At 70.6% G+C, this 20,736-nt stretch carries 19 protein-coding genes, 1 tRNA gene and 1 pseudogene; 2 read left to right on the top strand and 19 right to left on the bottom strand.

Annotated features, from left to right (window positions below):
• Positions 1 to 125: 125 nt before the first annotated feature.
• Both ACPCXD_RS16955 and ACPCXD_RS16950 read left to right on the top strand, forming a co-directional pair.
• Positions 126 to 1,154 carry a phosphotransferase family protein gene (locus tag ACPCXD_RS16955; protein ID WP_423660425.1) on the top strand — a complete coding sequence of 343 codons (1,029 nt, stop codon included), beginning with the start codon at positions 126 to 128 and terminating at the stop codon, positions 1,152 to 1,154.
• Positions 1,155 to 1,208: 54 nt separating this feature from the next.
• Positions 1,209 to 1,604 carry an MmcQ/YjbR family DNA-binding protein gene (locus tag ACPCXD_RS16950; RefSeq protein WP_160877668.1) on the top strand — a complete coding sequence of 132 codons (396 nt, stop codon included), beginning with the start codon at positions 1,209 to 1,211 and terminating at the stop codon, positions 1,602 to 1,604.
• Between the two features lie 21 nt (positions 1,605 to 1,625).
• Here ACPCXD_RS16950 and ACPCXD_RS16945 read toward each other — a convergent pair whose 3' ends face one another.
• From ACPCXD_RS16945 to ACPCXD_RS16855, 19 genes and pseudogenes are all read right to left on the bottom strand, one after another.
• Positions 1,626 to 2,042 (bottom strand): VOC family protein, encoded by a 417-nt coding sequence (locus ACPCXD_RS16945; protein WP_026061784.1) that lies wholly within the window; start codon positions 2,040 to 2,042, stop codon positions 1,626 to 1,628.
• 366 nt (positions 2,043 to 2,408) lie between these two features.
• Positions 2,409 to 2,482 (bottom strand) — tRNA-Pro (locus ACPCXD_RS16940).
• A gap of 97 nt (positions 2,483 to 2,579) precedes the next feature.
• On the bottom strand, positions 2,580 to 4,010 hold the full coding sequence (gene der, locus ACPCXD_RS16935; protein ID WP_016695593.1) for a ribosome biogenesis GTPase Der: 1,431 nt from the start codon (positions 4,008 to 4,010) through the stop codon (positions 2,580 to 2,582).
• Entirely contained in the window at positions 4,007 to 4,669 is a 663-nt protein-coding gene (gene cmk, locus ACPCXD_RS16930) for a (d)CMP kinase (protein ID WP_037192036.1), read from the bottom strand. The genes der and cmk overlap by 4 nt, the downstream gene beginning before the upstream one ends.
• Before the next feature lie 32 nt (positions 4,670 to 4,701).
• Positions 4,702 to 5,886, bottom strand: coding sequence for a pseudouridine synthase (locus tag ACPCXD_RS16925; RefSeq protein ID WP_423660423.1), 1,185 nt, complete (start codon positions 5,884 to 5,886; stop codon positions 4,702 to 4,704).
• 10 nt (positions 5,887 to 5,896) lie between these two features.
• Positions 5,897 to 6,592, bottom strand: a complete 696-nt coding sequence (gene scpB / locus ACPCXD_RS16920) for an SMC-Scp complex subunit ScpB (protein WP_145692068.1) — start codon at positions 6,590 to 6,592, stop codon at positions 5,897 to 5,899.
• 80 nt (positions 6,593 to 6,672) lie between these two features.
• The gene (locus tag ACPCXD_RS16915) at positions 6,673 to 7,506 is read right to left on the bottom strand and encodes a segregation and condensation protein A (RefSeq protein WP_186455180.1); all 834 of its coding nucleotides are present in this window, start codon (positions 7,504 to 7,506) and stop codon (positions 6,673 to 6,675) included.
• Between the two features lie 68 nt (positions 7,507 to 7,574).
• Complete coding sequence (locus ACPCXD_RS16910) at positions 7,575 to 8,558, bottom strand: ParA family protein (protein WP_026061770.1); 984 nt, start codon at positions 8,556 to 8,558, stop codon at positions 7,575 to 7,577.
• A gap of 134 nt (positions 8,559 to 8,692) precedes the next feature.
• The gene (gene xerD, locus ACPCXD_RS16905) at positions 8,693 to 9,664 is read right to left on the bottom strand and encodes a site-specific tyrosine recombinase XerD (RefSeq protein ID WP_016695503.1); all 972 of its coding nucleotides are present in this window, start codon (positions 9,662 to 9,664) and stop codon (positions 8,693 to 8,695) included.
• A gap of 3 nt (positions 9,665 to 9,667) precedes the next feature.
• The gene (locus ACPCXD_RS16900) at positions 9,668 to 10,294 is read right to left on the bottom strand and encodes an NUDIX domain-containing protein (protein ID WP_160877666.1); all 627 of its coding nucleotides are present in this window, start codon (positions 10,292 to 10,294) and stop codon (positions 9,668 to 9,670) included.
• Positions 10,295 to 10,299: 5 nt separating this feature from the next.
• Positions 10,300 to 12,054 carry a CTP synthase gene (gene pyrG, locus ACPCXD_RS16895; protein WP_160877664.1) on the bottom strand — a complete coding sequence of 585 codons (1,755 nt, stop codon included), beginning with the start codon at positions 12,052 to 12,054 and terminating at the stop codon, positions 10,300 to 10,302.
• 159 nt (positions 12,055 to 12,213) lie between these two features.
• Positions 12,214 to 13,164 (bottom strand): copper transporter, encoded by a 951-nt coding sequence (locus ACPCXD_RS16890; RefSeq protein ID WP_423660420.1) that lies wholly within the window; start codon positions 13,162 to 13,164, stop codon positions 12,214 to 12,216.
• Entirely contained in the window at positions 13,161 to 14,345 is a 1,185-nt protein-coding gene (gene steA, locus ACPCXD_RS16885; RefSeq protein ID WP_423660418.1) for a putative cytokinetic ring protein SteA, read from the bottom strand. Before steA ends, ACPCXD_RS16890 begins: the two co-directional genes overlap by 4 nt.
• An 84-nt stretch (positions 14,346 to 14,429) precedes the next feature.
• Positions 14,430 to 16,199: a DNA repair protein RecN gene (recN, locus tag ACPCXD_RS16880; protein ID WP_088899747.1), complete on the bottom strand. Its 1,770-nt coding sequence runs from the start codon at positions 16,197 to 16,199 to the stop codon at positions 14,430 to 14,432.
• 1 nt (position 16,200) lies between these two features.
• Positions 16,201 to 17,145, bottom strand: coding sequence for an NAD kinase (locus ACPCXD_RS16875; protein ID WP_088899748.1), 945 nt, complete (start codon positions 17,143 to 17,145; stop codon positions 16,201 to 16,203).
• Complete coding sequence (locus tag ACPCXD_RS16870; protein WP_088899749.1) at positions 17,142 to 17,966, bottom strand: TlyA family RNA methyltransferase; 825 nt, start codon at positions 17,964 to 17,966, stop codon at positions 17,142 to 17,144. Before ACPCXD_RS16870 ends, ACPCXD_RS16875 begins: the two co-directional genes overlap by 4 nt.
• 1 nt (position 17,967) lies before the next feature.
• Positions 17,968 to 18,198, bottom strand: a complete 231-nt coding sequence (locus tag ACPCXD_RS16865) for a hypothetical protein (RefSeq protein WP_088899750.1) — start codon at positions 18,196 to 18,198, stop codon at positions 17,968 to 17,970.
• A 52-nt stretch (positions 18,199 to 18,250) separates the two neighbouring features.
• The gene (locus tag ACPCXD_RS16860) at positions 18,251 to 19,282 is read right to left on the bottom strand and encodes an HAD-IIA family hydrolase (protein ID WP_088899751.1); all 1,032 of its coding nucleotides are present in this window, start codon (positions 19,280 to 19,282) and stop codon (positions 18,251 to 18,253) included.
• Positions 19,279 to 20,259 (bottom strand): annotated as a pseudogene (locus ACPCXD_RS16855) (tetratricopeptide repeat protein); the annotation flags it as partial. The pseudogene ACPCXD_RS16855 and the gene ACPCXD_RS16860, both read right to left, overlap by 4 nt.
• Positions 20,260 to 20,736 lie beyond the last annotated feature (477 nt).

Raw genomic sequence — 20,736 nt, 5'->3', positions numbered from 1 at the left:
CGCGAGGAGGGATATTCTGGATATCTACGGTTTCCGTACCGCTCGGAGTAATTACCCGGGGTGGGAGTTCTCCGGACACGGATCCCCGCCCGCGGTCATAGTGGGAGCCGACGGAAAGGAGCTCGATGAACGACGTGCCCGCCGGCCTCGACCTCGATGCGCTCGATGCCTATCTGCAGACCTCCGCCCCCGACCTGTTCTCCGGTCCCCTCCGCGCCCGCCTGATCAGCGGCGGGCGCTCGAATCTCACCTACGAGGTGACCGACGGCGACCGGCGGCTGGTGCTGCGCCGTCCCCCACTCGGACACGTCCTTGCGACCGCCCACGACATGGCCCGCGAGTACCGCGTCATCTCCGCGCTCGCCGGCACCGCGGTACCGGTCCCCCGCTCGTATCTGCTGTGCGAGGACGATTCGGTGCTCGGCGCGCCCTTCTACCTCATGGATCTGGTCGTGGGGACGCCCTATCGCACCGCGGAGGAACTCGAACCGCTCGGCGCCGAGCGCACGCGCGTGATCTCCGAGCGGATGGTCGACACCCTGGCGGCCCTGCACGCGGTGGACCCGGCGACCGTGGGGCTCGAGGAATTCGGCCGCCCCCAGGGCTTCCTCGAGCGGCAGGTGCGGCGCTGGACCACACAGCTCGAGAACTCGCACAGCCGGGACCTCGACGGCGCCGACGAGCTGCACCGGCTGCTCGTCGACAATTTGCCCGGCGACGGCGAGGTGGGCATCGTGCACGGCGATTACCGGCTCGACAACGTCCTCGTCGACGACGACGACAAGGTGGTCGCGGTGCTGGACTGGGAGATGGCCACGCTCGGCGATCCCCTCACCGATGTGGCGTTGCTGCTGGTGTACCAGCGGCTGGCGCGGGGGAACACGGAGTTCCCCGTCTCGACGGTGTCCCGCGCTCCGGGCTTCCTCGGTGACGACGAACTGCTCGCGCGGTACGAGGCCGCGGGCGGACGTGACCTGTCGGACATGGCGTTCCATCTCGCCCTGGCCTATTACAAGCTCGCGGTGATCCTCGAGGGCATCTACTTCCGGTTCCGCCAGGGCAAGACTGTCGGCGAGGGGTTCGAGGAACTCGGCCGCGGTGTCGAGCCGCTGTTGCACGCCGGTATCGATGCGCTGAAGAGCCGGAATAGTTGATGCCGAGGAGTCGATCCCGCGACCGTTGTCGTAGTCGCTCGGTACGCTCCGCTCATGCCGCATCCGGTGATGTTCGACGAGGCGGATCCTCTGCTCGCCCGTGTGCGCTCGCTCGCGCTGGCCCTGCCCGGCGCGAGCGAGAAGATCTCGCACGGCCGTCCGTTCTTCTCCACACGTACGGCCTTCGCGGTCTTCGGAGGCGGCGAGAAGGGCACCCGCGCACCGTTTCCCCGCTCCCTCATCGTCAAACCCGACGAGGAGGAACGCCGCGCGCTGCTCGAGGAATCCCACACCTATGTGCCGATGTACTTCGGGCCGTCCGGGTGGGTCGGGTACGACCTCGCCCGTCCGGAGGTGGACTGGGACGAGGTCGCCGAACTGCTCGACATGTCCTATCGGCAGACCGCGCCGGCGAAGCTGGTGCGCGAGCTCGACGCCCGTCTCGGCTGACGGGCGCCGACCGGCGCGGGTTCAGCCCTGCTGGTCGCCGATGCTGACCATCCACGACACGCCGAAGCGATCGGTGCACATGCCGAACAGATCGCCCCACGGGGCACGCTCGAGCGGCATGTCGACGCGACCGTCCGCGGTCAGTGCGTCCCACCAACCCCGGAGCACGCTCTCGTCGTCCCCGCTGAGCGAGAGCGAGAAGTTCGTGCCGGGCGTGTAATCCGTTCCCTGCGGGGTGTCCGAGGCCATGAGCACGAAACCGCGGTCGGTGGTGAGCATCGAGTGCATCACCTTCGCGTTCTCGTTCGGATCGTCCCAGTCGTGCATGTCGCCGAATGTGCTCACCGTCAGCTCACCACCGAACACCGACCTGTAGAACTCCATGGCTTCGCGTGCGGAATCGCGGAATGCGAGATAGGGATTGAATCGAGTGGTCATCATGGTCCTTTCGCGGGTGCCGCAGGGCACGGATGGTGCCGCACGGACAATGACCGTCCGCCGACGCATTTCTCATCGTGGACGGTGCGCACCGGATCCGGGACCGTTCGGCGCGATCCGTGTCAGGAGACCGCCACTGCGGCTCGGGCGTACTCGGGTCGGTCGACGAGGTCGGCCGGCACGCGCCCGACCGCACGTCGTGCAACCGCCCACGACGAGACGTCGCCGTCGGAGACCGTTGCCTCGCCCTCGTCACCGTCGGTGAGGTTCTCCGGGGTGCGTACCGCTGCGCAGGCGACGACCGGATGAGACCCCCGCAGAAACGAGAAAACCCCTTCCGACCGGAGTCGGAAGGGGTTTTCGCTGTCGGGCTGACAGGATTTGAACCTGCGACCACTTGACCCCCAGTCAAGTGCGCTACCAAGCTGCGCCACAGCCCGTCCGCGCTCTCTCCGAGCGCTCTCAGAGATTACAACAGGAACGGACCGAAACACTAATCGGCTGGTCAGCGCGTTTTCACGACCGGGCGTCGGGAGCTCACTTGCGGCGGTCGCGCTTCTCCCGCACGCGCACCGAGATCCGCACGGGGCTGCCGTCGAAGTTGAACTCCTCACGCAGGCGACGTTCGAGGAAGCGGCGGTAGCCGGCTTCGAGGAAGCCTGTGGTGAACAGCACGAAGGTCGGCGGCCGGGTGGCCGCCTGGGTGGCGAACAGCACCCGGGGCAGGCGACCGCCGCGCATCGGCGGCGGAGTCGCGGCCACGACCTCCTTGAGCCAGGAGTTCAGGCGTCCGGTCGAGATGCGCTTGTCCCACGACTCGAGGGCGGTCTCCATGGCCGGTACGAGCTTCTGCACGGCGCGACCGGTCTTGGCGGAGATGTTCACCCGCGACGCCCACGGCACCCGCAACAGGTCGCGGTCGATCTCGCGGCCGAGTTCGTAGCGGCGGTCCTCGTCGACGAGATCCCACTTGTTGAAGGCGATCACCAGGGCGCGGCCGGACTCGACGACCATCGTGATGACCCGCTGGTCCTGCTCGGTGATGGGCTGCGAGGCGTCGATGAGCAAGACCGCAACCTCGGCCGCGTCGATCGCACCGCGCGTGCGCAGGGAGGCGTAGAACTCGGCGCCGGACGCGCTGTTGACGCGCTTGCGCAGACCGGCGGTGTCGACGAATCGCCACGGCTTGCCGCCGAGCTCGACGATCGAGTCCACCGGGTCGACGGTGGTGCCGGCGATGTCGTGCACCACCGACCGCTCGTCGCCGGCGAGTTTGTTGAGCAGGCTCGACTTGCCGACGTTCGGCTTGCCCACCAGTGCGACGCGGCGAGGCCCTTCCCCACCGGTGCCCTCGCGGGGTGTGGCCGGCAGCTTGGCGAGCAGCTCGTCGAGCAGGTCGCCGGTGCCGCGGCCGTGGGTGGCCGACACCGAATAGGGCTGGCCGAGTCCGAGGGACCACAGGGCTGCGGCCTCGGATTCGACGCGGTCGTCGTCGACCTTGTTCGCCACGAGCAGCACCGGGGTCTTGGACCGGCGCAGTACCTTCGCGACGGCCTCGTCGACGCTGGTGGCGCCCACGGTGGCGTCGACGACGACGAGGATCGCGTCGGCGGTGCGCATCGCGACCTCCGCCTGACGGGCCACGGACTGCTGCATGCCCTTCGCGTCGGGCTCCCATCCGCCGGTGTCCTGCACCATGAATCGGCGGCCGTTCCACGACGCCTCGTACGAGACCCGGTCGCGGGTGACGCCCGGGACGTCCTCGACGACGGCTTCACGTCGGCCGATGATGCGGTTGACCAGGGTGGACTTGCCCACGTTCGGTCGGCCGACCACAGCGACGGTCGGGACCGGCACGAACTCCTCGAGATCGCCGCCCTCGGCGAACTCGATGTCCCAGTCGCCTTCTTCCGACCAGGTGCCGTCGCCGTCGAACCCGGTGTAGTCGGTGCTCAGGTCGTCGCTCACAGCTTCGCTCCAGTCTGCTCGGCGACCACCGCGAGCAGCGCGGCGATCACCTCGTCGATGTTCATGTCGCTGGTGTCCACGACGACCGCGTCGTCCGCCGCGCGCAGCGGGGACACCGCGCGGGTGGAGTCGAGGTGGTCGCGGCGCTGCACCGCGGCGAGGACCGCCTCGTAGTCGTCGCCGCGGCCCTCGGCGATGTTCTGGTTGTTGCGCCGGTGCGCACGGGCCTCCGCCGAGGCGGTGAGGAAGATCTTCACGTCCGCGTCGGGGAAGACGACCGTGCCGATGTCGCGTCCTTCGATCACGACGCGGTGCTCGGCGCGGCCGAGACGCTGCTGGGCCTCGACGAGCAGGGTGCGCACCTCGGGCACGGCGGAGACCGCGGAGACCGCGGCCGTGACTTCGGCACCGCGGATGATCTCGCGCACGTCGTCTCCGTCGAGGCGGATGTCCTCGACGGTGGGGTCGGTGCCGATCGACCACGGCAGGTCGGCGGTGGCCGCGGCGATCGCCGCCGGATCGGTCAGATCGGTGCCGCGGCGCAGGGCGTGCAGCGTCGCGATGCGGTACATCGCGCCGGTGTCGAGATAGGCGGCACCGAGATGCTGCGCGAGGCGCTTGGAGACGGTGGACTTGCCCGTGCCCGACGGTCCGTCCATCGCGACGACCAGCGCGTCGGCCGGTGCGGCGGTCACAGCTTCACCGCCTGGTACAGGCCACCGACCTCGTTGCGGCCGAGGACACGGAGGGTGCCGGGACGCTGGTCGCCGAGCGCCACGGGACCGATATTGGTGCGCACGAGCCGGATCACGGGGAAACCGACCGCATCGAGCAGGCGCCGCACGATGTGCTTGCGGCCCTCGTGCAGCACGAGCCGCACGAGCGACTGGCCCTCGTGGACCTCGAGCAGCGAGAACTCGTCGACGGAGGCGGGTCCGTCCTCGAGTTCGACGCCGGCCTTGAGTTGCTTGCCGACACCGCGGGCGAGCACACCCTTGACGGTCGCCAGGTAGGTCTTGGGCACCTCGAAGGACGGGTGCATCAGCCGGTGCGCGAGTTCGCCGTCGTTGGTGAGGAGCAGCAGACCCTCGGTGTCGGCGTCGAGACGACCGACGTGGAACAGGCGCTGCCCGGCGGCGACGCGTTCGGAGACGATGTCACCGACGCAGGGACGGCCGAGATCGTCGGACATCGTGGACTGCCACCCGCGGGGCTTGTTCAGCACGAGGTGCACGAGGTCCTTGTTGATGACGACGCGGACGCCGTCGACCCGGATCACGGCGTTCTCCGGGTCCACGCGCAGGCCCTGTTCGACGACGATGTTGCCGTCGACCTCGACGCGACCCGCGGCGATGAGTTCCTCGGCTGCGCGGCGCGAGGCAACGCCGGCCTGGGCGAGCACCTTCTGCAGCCGCACGCCTTCACCGGCGGGCAGCTGGGCGGGGCCGGCTTCGCGATGCTGGTGACGCGCGGGACGAGCGTTGCTCACGGTCGGAACGACGCGCTGCGCCGCGCGCTTGGCGGCAGGCTTACCAGTCGAGGTGCCCTTGCGGTGCGGTTTGCGGCCGGCGGCCGGCTGGGCCGGTTTGCGGCCTCCGGCCGACTGGCCGGGAGTGGCCCGGCGATCGGAGCGGGGTGAGTCGGTGCGCTCCCCCGAACGGGGAGCCCCTGCGCGCCCCGAGCGGGGAGCGTCGGTACGTCCGCTGGAACGCGGTGCTTCGGTGCGTCCTCCGGAGCGCGGTGCTTCGGTGCGTCCTCCGGAACGCGGTGCGTCCGCGCGTCCCGAGCGGGATCCCCCGGTGTTGCGCGTGTTCGCGCTGCGGGGATTGTTTCTTCTACGGTCCGGTGTGCCATCACGGCGAGCGGGTGTATTCACTTGGTTCCTGTCAGTTCTCTGGATCGAACTCCGCGGGCGAGAGAGTCTCGGGACGCGCGTTCTTTCCCATTCTCTCAAATCGTGGGTCCGACTCGAGACTGTCGGCGATGTCGTCGATCACATCGACATCGGGCAGAAGCGGCGCAACGGGCGGCAGATCCTGCAGAGACGCCAGGCCGAGGCGTTCGAGGAACAGCTCCGTGGTGACGTAGAGCGTGCCGCCGGTCTCCGGATCGGTGCCCGCCTCGGCGATCAGATCCCGCGCGAGCAGGGTGCGCATCACCCCGTCGACGTTGACGCCGCGCACGGCACGGACACGGCTGCGGGTCACCGGTTGCCGGTAGGCGATCACGGCGAGCGTCTCGAGCGCGGCGCGGGTGAGCTTCGTGCGCGCGCCGCCCTGCAACAGTTTCTCGACGTAGGGCGCGAAGTCGCGGCGCGTGTAGAAGCGCCAGCCGTCGCCGGCGAACCGCAGGTCGATGCCGGATCCGCGCGCGGTGAGGTCCTGTGCGAGACGCCGCAGCGCGGCCTCGGCGCGGTCGGCGGTGACCCCGATGGCGGTCGCGAGCTGCTCGGTCGGCGCAGGGGTGTCGACGACGAGCAACAGTGCCTCGAGTGCTGCGGTGAGTTCGTCGTCGGCGATCTCGAGAAGTTCCCCGTCCCACGCGCGTTCCGGCGCAGCAGTGTCTTCGTCACGTTCCCGCACGGTGCCGTCCGCGTTCCCCGGCGCAGCATCACTCTCGGGCGCAGCGTCGTCCGCGTGCTCCCGCGCGACGGTGTCGTCGCTCACCCGTAGTCCTCCTCGAAATCGATGGCCTCCCCGTCGGTCTCCCCCGTCCACGCGACCTGCAGGTGTCCGAGCGGGTCGGGTTGTTCGAAGGTGACGGCGCGTTCGCGGTAGAGCTCGAGCAACGCGAGGAACCGCGCGACGACCAGCAGCCCGAGATCGCAGTCGACGACGAGTTCGTCGAATCCGACCCAGACCCCGGCGCCACGGGCACGCAACAGACCGAGGATGTGGGCGGCCTGTTCGGGAACCGACACCTTCGGGGTGTGCAGGTGGTCGAGGCCGACGGTCGGTGGTGGTTTCGGCCGGAACGCCGCGGCGGCGATCTCGGCGAAGCGGTGCGCGTCGACGCCGAGCACGACCTCCGGTACGAGATTCTCGTAGCACTCCTCGAGCGACACCGCGCGCGGATAGCGGCGCAGCGCTGCGGCCTCGAGGGCGGCGAACTGTTCGGCGATCTGCTTGTACGCCCGGTACTGCAGCAGACGCGCGAACAGCAGGTCGCGGGCCTCGAGCAGGGCGAGGTCCTCGGGGTCGTCGACCTCACCGGCGGGCAGCAGCCGGGCGGCCTTGAGGTCGAGCAGGGTCGCGGCGACGACCAGGAACTCGGTGGTCTGATCGAGCCCGAGTTCGGGGCCGAGTTTGCGGGTGTAGGCGATGAAGTCGTCGGTGACCTCGTGCAGTGCCACCTCGGTGACGTCGAGGCGGCGCTGCGAGATGAGGGTGAGCAGCAGATCGAAGGGGCCCTCGAAGTTGCGCAGGCGCACGTGGAAACCCGAGGGGGTCTCCTCGACCTCCGGCTGGGCCGGTTCGGTGGGTTCCTCGAGGACCACCGCCTCGACCTCCGCGTCGGGTGCCGTGCCGGTGTCCGCCGAGTCCTGGACAGGAGCGTGCACGGGACTCAGCGACCGCTCCGGTGGATCACTTCCCGCGCGAGGGCGCGGTACGACTCGGCGCCGGCAGAGGTCGGTGCCCAGCGGGTGATGGGTTCGCCGGCGACACTGGTCTCGGGGAACTTGACGGTGCGGTTGATGACGGCGTCGTAGACGAGATCGCCGAAGACCTCCACGACCCGCGACATCACCTCACGACCGTGCAGCGTGCGCTGGTCGAACATGGTGACGAGGATGCCGGCGACGGCCAGCTTCGGGTTGAGCCGGTCGCGGACCTTGGCGACGGTGTCGTTGAGCAGTGCCAGGCCGCGCAGGCTGAAGAACTCGCACTCCATGGGGATGAGCACCGAGTCGGCGCACGCGAGCGCGTTGACGGTGAGCAGCCCGAGCGAGGGCTGGCAGTCGACGAGGATGTAGTCGTAGCGGTCGAGCATCGGGTACAGGGCGCGGCCCAGTGCCTGTTCGCGGCCGACCTCGGAGACGAGCTGGATCTCGGCCGCCGACAGGTCGATGTTGCTCGGCAGCAGGTCGAGGCCCTCGACGTGGGTGCGCACGAGCACGTCGTCGGTGGACACCCGCGGTTCGACGAGCAGATTGTGGACGGTGAGATCGAGATCGTGGTGGGCGACACCGAGTCCGGCGGACAGTGCGCCCTGCGGATCGAGGTCGACGAGCAGGACGCGGCGCCCGTACTCGGCGAGGGACGCCCCGAGGTTGATGGTCGAGGTGGTCTTGCCGACCCCGCCCTTCTGGTTGCACATCGCGATGATGCGGGCCGGTCCGTGGGTGGACAGCGGCACCGGTTCCGGGACGGGACGGCGTGGCCGGCCGGTCGGTCCGAGATCGGGCTCGGCGGCGGTTGCGGCGCTGGTGGTCGGCTCGGTGGTGGACGATCTGTCGGTGTCCTCGCGGCCGTGTGCGTCGACCGGGACGGTGTTCGACCGGAGGTGCTCCGGCTCCATGTACGTGGCGGGTGGCCGAGGTGTGCCCACGTTCGGTACTCCCCCTGTCTTGCGACCCAGATGTCTTCTCGTCGACCCGTCGGGTGGCCCGGCGGCTCGTCCCCAGAACGCTACCGCTTCGTCGGCAGGATCACCGCACGGACACGCGTCCCCTGCGGAGTCGGTCATCGCGCCCGCGGATGCGCCTGCGCCCACACCTCGCGAAGGGCACCGGCGGTGACCAGGGTGTATATCTGCGTGGTCGTCACAGAAGCATGCCCCAGTAACTCCTGCACCACGCGTACGTCGGCGCCCCCGTCGAGGAGATGGGTCGCGAAGGAGTGCCGCAGCGTGTGGGGCGACACCCCGACGTCGACCCCGGCGCGTTCGGCGGCGGTCTGCAGCACCTTCCACGCGCTCTGCCGCGACAGGCGGCCGCCGCGCGCGTTGAGGAAGACCGCGGCGGTGCGGCCGGTGGTCAGGGCGGGTCGCCCCCGCACGAGATAGGCGTCGAGCGCGCCGAGCGCCGGGCGGCCGACCGGGACGAGTCGCTGCTTGCCGCCCTTGCCGCGCAGCAGCACGGTGCGTGATTCGGTGTCGATGTCGTCGACGTCGAGTCCGACGGCCTCGGAGATGCGGGCGCCGGTGGAGTACAGCAGCTCGAGCAGGGCGCGGTCGCGCAGGCTGCGGGGCCCGTCGGCGTCGGGGGCGGCGGCATCGAGGATCGCGCTGACCTGGTCGACGGTCAGCGCCTTGGGCAGGCGACGCCCGGGCGCCGGGGGTTTGACGGTGCGGGCGACGTCGACCGGGGTCTGTCCTTCGGCGGCGGCGAAGCGGTGCAGGCCCCGCACGGCGATCAGGGCGCGGGCGGCCGAACTCGCCGCCAGCGCCGGGCGGTTGCGTTCCGGATCCCCGCGGCGCAGGCTCGCGGCGAAGTCGCTGATGTGGTGTTCGTGCACGTCGGCGAGGTCGCCGACGTGGATGTCGGTGAGGTGTTCGACGTAGCGCAGCAGGTCGCGGCGGTAGGAGGCGAGGGTGTTCGCCGCGACCCCCCGTTCGACGGTCAGGTGCGCGAGGTAGGCGTCGAGTTGCCCGGTAAGCGTCGGGGACGGCTGCGGAGCGACCTGCGTGGCGGGACGTTCCTCACCGGGCAGCACCGCTCACCCCTCCGCGCGCGTGCGGGCGAAGGTGGTGGGCCGGTCCGGCCACGGCGCATCCGGTGCGCGGGTCGCGGTGCCCGTCGCGCGGGCCGTCGCGAACGCGAGGAGACCGGATACCGCGGTGGCGTTGACGATCTCCCCGCGCAGCACCATCGCCACGGCCTCGTCGACCGGGACGCGGTGGACCTCGAGATCGGCCTCCTCGTGCTCGGGTTCGGCCCGGTCGACGGCGCTCAGACCCCGGGCGGCGAAGACGCGCACGGCTTCGTCGGTGAATCCGGGTGAGAGCGCGATGTCGACGAGAAGTTCCCAGTCGGCGGCGGCCAGGCCGGTCTCCTCGGCGAGTTCGCGGCGGGCGGTGTCGAGGGGGTCCTCGCCGGGTGCGTCGAGCAGCCCGGCGGGCAGTTCCCACAGTCGCCGGCCGAGCGGGTGCCGGTACTGGTGCACGAGCACCACCCGGTCCTGCTCGTCGACGGCCACCACCGCGACCGCGCCGTGGTGTTCGACCACTTCGCGTTCGGCGGTGTGCCCGTCGGGCATCGCCACGTCGTCGACGCGCAGCGACACGATGGCGCCCGTGTAGATCCGCCGGCTGTCCAAGGTGCGGAAGTCGTGTCGCTGCGCCATGTCGACTACTCGGCGTCGCCGGCGGTGGACGTCGACGCGGTCGAGCCGACCGATTCCTCGGAGGTGCTGTTCTCGCCGTGGATGTCGACCGGGAGCCGTTCGGCCGCCTTGTACTGCAGTGCCGCGGCGACGAGGCCGGAGAACAGCGGGTGCGGGCGGGTGGGCCGGCTCTTGAGTTCCGGGTGCGCCTGGGTGGCGACGAAGAACGGATGCTGCTCGGCCGGGTACTCGACGAACTCGACGAGCCGCCCGTCCGGGGAGGTGCCGGAGAACACCAGACCGGACTTGGCGATCTTGTCGCGGTAGGCGTTGTTGACCTCGTAGCGGTGCCGGTGCCGTTCGGAGACCTGCTCGCTGCCGTAGGCCCTGGCCACGACCGAGCCCTTCTTCAGCGCGGCCGGGTAGGCGCCGAGACGCATGGTGCCGCCGAGATCGGCCTCACCGGCGACCGCCTGTTCCTGGTCCGCCATCGTGGAGATGACCGGGGCGGTGGTGTCGGGATCGAACTCGGTGGACGAGGCGTCCTCGATGCCGACCGACCGGGCGGCCTCGATGACGACGCACTGCAGGCCCAGGCACAGGCCGAGCAGCGGGATCCGGCGGGTGCGGGCGAACCGGATGGCGCCGAGCTTGCCCTCGATGCCGCGGATGCCGAAGCCGCCGGGGATCAGGACGGCGTCGACGTCGCCGAGGTGCTTCTCGGCACCGGCCTCGGTCTCGCACTCGTCGGAGGCGACCCAGCGGATCTTGACCTTCGCGCGGTGCGCGAAACCGCCGGCGCGCAGCGCCTCGGTGACCGACAGGTAGGCGTCGGGCAGGTCGATGTACTTGCCGACGAGCGCGACCTCGACGGTCTCGCGGGGGTTGTGGACCCGCTCGAGCAGGTTGCCCCACACCGTCCAGTCGACGTCCCGGAAGGGCAGGCCGAGCTGGCGCACGACGTAGGCGTCGAGTCCCTCGCTGTGCAGCACCTTCGGGATGTCGTAGATGCTCGGCGCGTCGGGGCAGGAGATGCAGCCGGCGACGTCGACGTCGCACATCAGCGAGATCTTCGCCTTGAGCGAGGCCGGCACGTCGCGGTCGCAGCGCAGCACGAGCGCGTCGGGCTGGATACCGATGTTGCGCAGCGCCGCCACCGAGTGCTGGGTCGGCTTGGTCTTCAGCTCACCGGACGGCCCGAGATAGGGCACGAGCGAGACGTGCAGGAAGAAGCAGTTGTCGCGGCCGACCTCGTGGCGCACCTGGCGGGCGGCCTCGAGGAAGGGCTGCGACTCGATGTCGCCGACGGTGCCACCGATCTCGGTGATCACCACGTCCGGGGTCTGGCCCTCGGAGTCGGGCGCGGCCATCGCGAGGATGCGGCGCTTGATCTCGTCGGTGATGTGCGGGATGACCTGCACGGTGTCGCCGAGATATTCGCCGCGGCGTTCCTTGGCGATGACCGTGGAGTACACCTGGCCGGTGGTGACGTTCGCGTCGGCGGTCAGGTCGCGGTCGAGGAAGCGCTCGTAGTGGCCGACGTCGAGGTCGGTCTCGGCGCCGTCCTCGGTGACGAAGACCTCACCGTGCTGGAACGGATTCATCGTGCCGGGGTCGACATTGAGGTACGGGTCGAGCTTCTGCATCGTCACGCGCATGCCGCGTGCGGTGAGCAGAGTGCCCAGGCTCGACGCTGTGAGCCCCTTGCCGAGAGAGGACGCGACGCCCCCGCTGACGAAGATGTGCTTGGTAGGGGTACGCGAGTGGCGTGACTGTGGCAAAGAAGCTCCCGTGACGTCAGGTGCAGGACTTTTGGACTGATGCGATACAGCTGGGGCCTGCCGACCCACGGAACTTCACGGTAACACCTCCGTGGGCAGGCGCGTACCCGACTCGCGATTGCGGACCCCCGGTGCAATCGACGTCACAGGCGGCGACGCTCAGCGGGCCGGGGAGCCGACGGTGACGGCGGTGGCGCTCGGCCCCGTCCCGTACCGGCCGCTGCCCCCGTCGTACTGCTCGCGCAGCGCCAGGACCGTCGTCAGGCGCCCCGATTCGCGGTCGAGGTTGTCGACCGTGGACAGGCCCGCGGCGAGCGCCGCGTCGGCCCGGACGACGGCGATCGGTCCGTTGCCCTCCGCTGCCCCGGTACGGCCGGCGAGCACCGCGCCGGCGCCGCGGCCGTCGACGACCCCCGCGAAGCGCGCGACGAGCGACCCGCGGTTGCCGGCGCGTTCGGCGTTGCCGCTGTGGTCGCCGGTGACGACGAGGGCGCTCTGGGCCGGTTCTACCCGGTCGTCCTCGTAGGTGATGAAACCGCCGCTGCGCAGCGTCGTCAGGGCGAGGGCGCGCTCCTCGGGGGTGCTGCGCGGTTGTCCGGTGCCCGGGTCGACGAGCAGCACCGCGCCGAGCAGATCCCCGGCGAGGCTGCCGGGATCGACGGCGCCGGTCTGCAGTTCCACCCCGGCGGGTACGACGTTGGTGACGGTCGTGCGGAGCTGGTCGGTGCCGGAGGCGTCGACGAACGAGTCGGTCAGCGCGATCCGGGCGGTGACCCGGCCGCCGGCGTCACCGACGGAGCGGACGACGGCGTCGACGTCCTCGGGGGCGGCGTCCGGGGTGGTCACGAGAAGGACGGTGCGGTCGAGCAGTTCGTCGCGCACGATCCGCGGACCGATGGTCGAGTCGAACCCGTCGGCGGCGAGCAGTTGGGCCTCGAGCCGGCTGCCGTGGTCCTCGGCCTCCTGGACCTCGCGGCGCAGCTCGGCCTTGTCGTCGCGCAGGCCGGAGACGACGCTGTCGGCCAGCAACCCGGAGCCGAGCACGATCCCGACCGCCAGGCCGAGGAACACCGCCACCAGGGAGACGACGTGATGGCGCATCGAGATCACGCGCGCAGACCCCGGATCCACTCCACGGCGGACTCCCACCACTGACGGGCGAGTTCGACGACGTCGCCACCGAGATTGGACACGGCGAGCGCGGCGATCACGGCGATGAGGGCCGCGAAGACGAGCAGGGCGATCACACCGCCCGAGACGCGGCTGCGGTAGAGGGTGGCCACCGCCTTCGCATCGACGAGTTTCGGCCCGACCTTCAGACGGGTCATCACCGCCGACGGATTGGTGTCGCGACGGCCGTGGTCGAAGAACTCGTCGAGCGAGACGGTGCTGCCGACGGTCACCACCAGCGCCGCACCGTGATGCTCGACGAGCAACAGCGCCAGGTCGGTGGGGGTGCCGACGGCGGGGAAGGTCATCGCGCCGATGCCGAGATCCTGGATCCGCTCGAGACCCGGGGCGTGGCCGTCCGGGTCGGCGGGCAGCACCACTTCGGCGCCGGACTTGAGGGTGGAGGTGCCGATCTCGTCGGGGTCGCCGACGATGAGGTCGGGGCGATAGCCCGCCTTGGAGAGGGCGTCCGCGCCGGGGCCGACACCCACCAGGATCGGTGAGTACTCCTTGATGAACGGCTTGAGGTCCTTGAGGTCCTGCGCGTGGCCGGGGCCGTCGGAGACGACGACGACGTGCCGGTCGCGCAGGTCCAGGTCGATGTCGGGTATGCCGACGCCGTCGATGAGCAGCGGGCTCTCCGAGCGGATGAACTCGATGGTGTTGCCCGAGAACGCCTCGAGGTGGTCGACGAGCCCGGTCCGCGCCTCGATCATGCGGTCGGAGATCTCGATGTCGGTCTGCTCGTCGCCCTCGATGAGCAGCTTCTCCCCCGCGTACACGCCGCCCTCGTGGACCCGGACCTTCGCGCCGTCCTTGATCTTCTTGAAGACCTCGGTGCCGACGTTGTCGACGAGCACGATGTCGTGCGCGACGATCACCTCGGGACCGAGATTCGGGTACCGGCCCGAGATGGACGGGGACGCGTTGATCACCGCGGTGACGCCCGCTTCGACGAGCGCGTCGGCGGTGACGCGGTCGAGGTCGATGGCGTCGAGGACGACCACGTCGCCGGGACCGATCCGGCGCAGCAGTTTCGCGGTGTTCCTGTCGACCCGGGCAATGCCACTCACTCCGGGCAACGTTTCGTTGTTACGGGACAGCAGCGCCGGCATCTTCATGCAAGAGATGATGCGCCGGTATACGAGTGAGGTTGTGGAGGCGCGCCGGTAGTCGTGTGAACATCACCCGGCGCCCCGGGCAGGTCAGCCGGTGCGCTCGGCGTGGGCGACGGCCAGCAGTTCCTCGGCGTGCGCGCGCCCGGTCTCGGTGTCGTCGAGCCCGGCGAGCATGCGGGCCAGTTCGGTGACCCGCTCCTCCTCGCTGAGGGTGCGCACCCCGCTGCTGATCACCCCGGCCCGGTCGTCGACCTTGTCGACGACGAGATGGGTGTCGGCGAACGCCGCGACCTGCGGCAGGTGGGTGACCACGATGACCTGGTGGGTGCGCGACAGGCGCGCGAGTCGCCGGCCGATCTCGACGGCGGCGCGACCACCGACCCCGGCGTCGACCTCGTCGAAGACCATCGTCGCGCCGCGTTCGGAACCGGCGAGCACCACTTCGAGGGCGAGCATGACACGGGAGAGTTCACCGCCGGACGCGCTACGCGCGAGGGGGCGGGCCGGGGCGTCGCTGTGCGGGGCGAGCCGGAACTCCACCTCGTCGATCCCGGATTCGCCGGCGTGCAGGAGCCGGTCGCCGACCTGCAGCGGCGCGGTGTCGCTCGCGGTGGCCGCGCGGTCGGCGATGTGCACGTCGAGCACGGCGCGTCCCATCGCGAGGCCGGACAGTTCCTTGCTCACGGCCTTCGCGAGTTTGCCGGCGACCTTGTGCCGCGCCGTCGACAGGGCGGTGGCGGCCTCCGCGGTCGCGGCGGCCTCCGCGTCGACCTCGGCGGCGAGCTTGTCGATCGCCTCCGCGGAGACGTCGAGACCGGACAGGCGTTCGCGGGCCTCGCGCGCCCACTCGAGCACGCCGTCGATGTCGGCGGCGTACTTCCGGGTGAGGTTCTTCAGTTCCGCCTGCCGGTTGAGCAGCGTCTCGAGGGCGCTCGGGTCGGACGGCAGGTCGGACAGATAACCGGAGATGTCACCGGTGACGTCGGTGACCACCGCGATCGCTTCCCCGAGGCGGGGACCGAGTTCGCGCAGGGCGGGATCGTCGCAGCCCTCGAGGCGGGCGCGGGCCTCGCCGAGCAGGTCGAGTGCCGCCGAGTACGCGTCGGCGTCGCCGCTGTCGTCGCCGGCGAGGGCGTTGTGCGCGACGGTGGCGGCCTCGCGCAGCGAGTCGAGGTCGGACAGGCGCCGCACCTCGTCGACGATGCGGGTGTCCTCCCCCGGTTCGGGTGCGACGCGGTCGATCTCGTCGAGACCGAAGTGCAGGCGGTCGGCCTCCTGCGCGAGCTCACGCGACCGTTCGGTGCGTTCCTGCAGTTCGGCGCGGGCCTCGAGCCAGCGGCGCCGCCGGGTGCGGTAACGGTCGAGCAGACCGGCGACGGTCTTGCCGCCGAACCGGTCGAGCGCGGCGCGCTGCTCGTCGGGACGCAGCAGCCGCAACTGGTCGTTCTGGCCGTGCACGGTCAGCAGCGGCCCGGTGAACTCGGACAGCACCCCCACCGGCACGCTGCGTCCCCCGAGGTGGGCGCGGGAGCGGCCGTCGCTGCCGACGGTGCGCACGGCGATGATGCTGCCGTCCTCGTCACGCTGGGCACCGGTGGACTCGAGCAGTTCGGCGATCTGCTGTTCGATGTGGCTGGGCGTCGGTTCGATCTCGAAGCGGCCCTCGACCACGGCGCGGTTGGCACCGACCCGCACCCGGGTGGGGTCGGCGCGCACCCCGGAGAGCAGGTGCAGGCTCGTGACGACCATCGTCTTGCCGGCACCGGTCTCGCCGGTGAGCACCGTCAGTCCCCCGTGGAAGCGCGCGTACGCCTCGGAGATCACACCCAGGTTGTCGATCCGGATCTCTGCGAGCATCTCAGAGTTTCCTTCCCCGCCAGCCCTTCACCGGAAGTTCGAACTTGCGCACCATTCGATCCGCGAACGGTGCCGAATCCAGCCGCACCCAGCGGACCGGATCGCATCCTCGCACCACCTCGAGCCGGGCCCCGGCCGGGACATCGATGATGCGGCGACCGTCGCAGAAGACCACTCCGTCGTGGCCGCCGGCGAGGGTCTCGACCGCGATGATCGACTCGGGGCTGGTCACCAGCGGGCGCGCGAACAGTGCGTGTGCGTTGCTCGGGATCACCAGCAGCGCTTCGAGTTCGGGCCACACGATCGGTCCGCCGGCCGAGAAGGCGTAGGCCGTCGAGCCCGTCGGGGTGGCGACGAGGACACCGTCGCAGCCGAACGAGGAGACGGGACGGCCGTCGACCTCGAGCACCACCTCGAGGACCCCGAGCCGCGACTTGTTCTCGAGACTCGCTTCGTTGAGCGCCCACCCGCGGTCGAGGACCTCGTCGTCCATGCGCACCGTCACGTCGAGGGTCATGCGTTGTTCGACGCGGTATTCGCGGCGCACCACCTGCATGAGCGCTTCCTCGAGGTGTTCGGCCTCGGACTCGGCGAGGAACCCGATGCGGCCCAGGTTGATCCCGAGGACGGGCACCGCCGAGTACTGCGCGAGTTCGGCGGCCCGCAGGAAACTGCCGTCGCCGCCGAGGACGATCACCATCTCGCAGCCGGCGGCCGCCTCCGGTCCCGGTTCGACGACGCTGATGAAGCTGCCCGGCAGTGCGAGGACGCCGAGTCCGTTGCTCACCGCCTCGTCGTCGAGGGTGCGCAGACCGATGCCGGCCTCACCGAGGATCTTCGCGACCCGCAGCGCGGTGCCGGCGATCTCGTCGCGCCCCGAATGGGAGACCAGCAGGATCTCCCGGCCCGATCGCGCCGCGTCGACCGCGACGGTCTCTTCGCTCACTGTGGTCCTTCCTGCACCGCACGCTCGATCAGTTCGATCACTGCCGGGTCGAGTTCCTCCGGCCCCGGCTCTGCGGCCCGTAGCCACAGGAAGTACTCGACGTTCCCGGACGGCCCGGGCAGCGGGCTCGCCACCGCTCCGAGGGTGCGCAGGCCCTGCCGCTGCGCTTCGCGCGCGACGTCGAGCACCGCCTCCGTGCGCAGCGCCGGGTCGCGCACCACGCCACCGCTGCCGACCCGGTCCTTGCCCACCTCGAACTGCGGTTTGACCATCGGCAGCAGGTCGCCGCCGGAGGCGACGCAGGCGACGAACGCCGGCAACACCAACTTCAGCGAGATGAACGACAGGTCCGCGACCACCAGGTCGACGCGCCCGCCGATCGTCTCCGCGTCGATGCTACGCACATTTGTTCGATCGATCACGTGGACACGCTCGTCGGACTGCAGGCGCCAGACCAGCTGGCCGTAACCGACGTCGACCGCGACGACCTCCGCGGCACCCTCGTGCAACAGCACGTCGGTGAAACCGCCGGTCGACGCGCCGGCATCGAGGCAGCGACGCCCCGACACCTGCAGCCCCTGCGGCGTGAACGCCTCCAGGGCGCCGAGGAGTTTGTGGGCACCGCGGGACGCCCAGGAGACCTCGTCGCTCACCTCGGTGACGATCAACGGCGTGTTCGGTTCGACGGCGGTCGCCGGTTTGGAGGCCACGGTGCCGGCGATCAGCACCCGACCTGCGGCGATCAGTTCGCTGGCATGCTCACGCGAGCGCGCCAGACCCCGCCGTACCAGTTCCGCGTCGACGCGTGCCCGGCGTGCCACGTCAGATCTTGTCCACGGTCGACAAGGCCTGCACGAGGACCTCGTGGGCTCGTTCGAGCAGGTCGGCGTGCTCGAGCAGCACGGACTGGTCGGTGCTCTCGGCACCGGGGACGGATGCGCCCTCGCGGACACGCGCCAGCAACGCGTCGACCTCCTCGCGGACGTGTGCGGGATCGACGGTGGGGCGTGCGCCGGGAAGGTGTTCGCCCGGACGTGGAATCGGCGTGCTCATCGCCGTCCACGCTAGTCGATGGGTGCGACCGGGCCACACCCTCCGGTGCGGATCAGACCGTCGCCGCCCACGCGTCCACGACGGACCGTGCACGCTCGTCCACCGGATGGACCTGCCCGAATCCGGGGTTGGCCCAGGCGATGTCGAGCAGACCCCGCAGCGCCTCCATCGGATCGGCCGCCGACTGCGCGGCGGCGAGGTGAAGATCACCTCCGTCGACCGTGACGTCCCACGAGTCGTGCGGTGCGACGCGCAGCCGGTCGGCCGGCTGGTCGAGGCTCGCGAGCGAGGCCGCGACGTAGGTCGGGCGCTGCTCGGCCGGAGCCCGCAGCAGATCGTCGACGGTGCTGACCCCGGTCAGCACGAGCAGAGAATCCGCACCGACGGCGTTGGCGCCTTCGATGTCGGTGTCCAACCGGTCACCGATGACGAGGGGACGACGGGCACCGCCGCGACGGATCGCGTCCTCGAGCAGCGGAGCTGCGGGTTTGCCCGCCACGAGCGGGGTCGCGCCGGTGGCGTTGCGCACCGCCGCGACCATCGAGCCGTTGCCGAGGACGAGTCCGCGCTCGGTGGGCAGGGTCGAGTCGACGTTGGTGGCCACCCACAGGGCGCCTGCGCGGACGGCGAGCGTCGCCTCCGCCAGGATCGCCCATCCGGTGTCCGGGGAATGCCCCTGCACCACCGCCACCGGATGCGCGTCCGCGGACCGGACCGGGGTGAGGCCGACACCGGCCACCTCCTCGGCCAGGGCCTCGGTGCCGACGACGAGCACCGGCGCATCGGCCGGGAACCGCTCGGCGAGCAAGCGCGCAGCGGACTGCGAGCTCGTCACCACCGACGAGTCGTCGGCCGGAAAGCCGAGTTCCCGCAGGTGCAGCGCGACCTCCGACGGCCGACGGCTGGCATTGTTCGTGACGTACAGAACGGTGTCGTCACCGGCGGCCAGCGCCTCGCGGGCACCCGGGACGGGTTCGGCGCCCCGATAGACGGTGCCGTCGAGGTCGAGCAGCAGGACGTCGTAGATCCGACGCAGGCTGTCGCTGGAGGCCGTACCGGCAGAGAGGTCGGTGCCGTCGGTCACGGCGCCTCTCCGGTGAGCTCCTCCACCCGCTCCTCGGCGTCGGTGACGCCTTCGATGTCGGCGCCTGCGGAGTGCAGGAACCACTGCAGGCCTTCTTCGGTTCGCCCGGCCGCGACGAGTGCGTCGGCGTAGGCGTAGAAGAGACGGGCCGCCGGCGTACCGGTCCGCTCCGGATCGAGATCCGGCGTCTGCAGGGTCACGACGGCCTGGTCGTACTGACCGAGATCCATGCGGGCACCGGCGAGGACGATGCGCAGCTCCGTGGCCTCGTCACCGGTCAGCTTGCGAGCTTCCTCGCTCCGGCCCAGTTCGAGCGCCTTCTCGGGGCGACCGAGACCGCGTTCGCAGTCGGCCATGACGGCGAGCAGTCCGGTACCACCGGACATGCGGCGTGCTGCGCGGAGCTCGGAGAGCGCCTCCGCCCACTCACCGGCGTGATAGGCGGTGATGCCGGCGGCCTCGCGGACGACCGCGATGCGGCCGGCGCGCTGGCGTGCGGCGCGAGCATGGGTGAGCGCAGCACGGGGGTCGTCGTCGAGCAGACGACCGGCCATCACCAGATGCCGGGCGACGGTGTTCGCGTTCGACTTGTCCAGGCTCAGCAGGTCGCGGCGGATCGTCGGGTCGAGTTCGGAGGCCTCGACGTCGTCGGGGATGTCCGGCTCGTCCGGACGGGCGTCGCGACGCTGCGGTGCGATGCCTTCGCGCCCGCGACCCGGACCGAATCCACCTTCACCGCCACGACGACGGGGTGCTCCCTCGCCACGGCGGTCACCGGACTGAGGGCCGCGGCGGTCGCCGGAGTAGCTTCGCCGGTCGCCGCCGCCGCGTTGGTCGCCACCACGGCGCTGATCACTGCCGCGCTGGTCGCCACCGCGGCGATCGTCGCGGTTGCCGTAGCTGCGCTCACCGCGGGGACGGTCCGAACCCTGACGGGGACGGTCGCCGTACTGCCGACCGCGATCGTCGCCGCGGCTCGAACGGTCGTCGCTGTGGCGGGGACGATCATCGCTGCGGCGGGGGCGGTCGTCGCCTCCGGAGCGTTCGCGGTAGGGACGGTCGCTGCGACCGGAGCGAGCATCGTCGCGGCCGCGATCCCGGCGGTCTCCGCCCTGGAAGGAACGGCGGTCGTCGCCACGCCGGTCGTCGCTGCGCTGGGGTCGTCGATCGTCGCTCCGGGGCGGGCGCCGATCGTCACCGCGCTGCGGACGGTCGTCGCGGCCGGACGAACGTCCGGCGGATCCGTAACCGCCCTGCCGGCGGTCGTCGCTGCGTCCACGCTCGTCGCGGTCGCGGGGTGCGCGCTCGCCGCGGCTGTCGTCGGCGCGTTCCTCGCGCTCGTTCTTGCGGCCCGACCACGGAGTGGATCCTCCACTCCTGAAGGACCGACGTTCACCGTTGCCGTCGGACACAGAAAAATCCTCTCATGAAAACACGAAAGGGGACCCAAACGA

The organism is Rhodococcus sp. AB351 (assembly GCF_049538275.1).
In the GTDB taxonomy this organism is placed as follows: domain Bacteria; phylum Actinomycetota; class Actinomycetes; order Mycobacteriales; family Mycobacteriaceae; genus Rhodococcus.
This window is presented reverse-complemented; position numbering and strand designations above follow the sequence as displayed.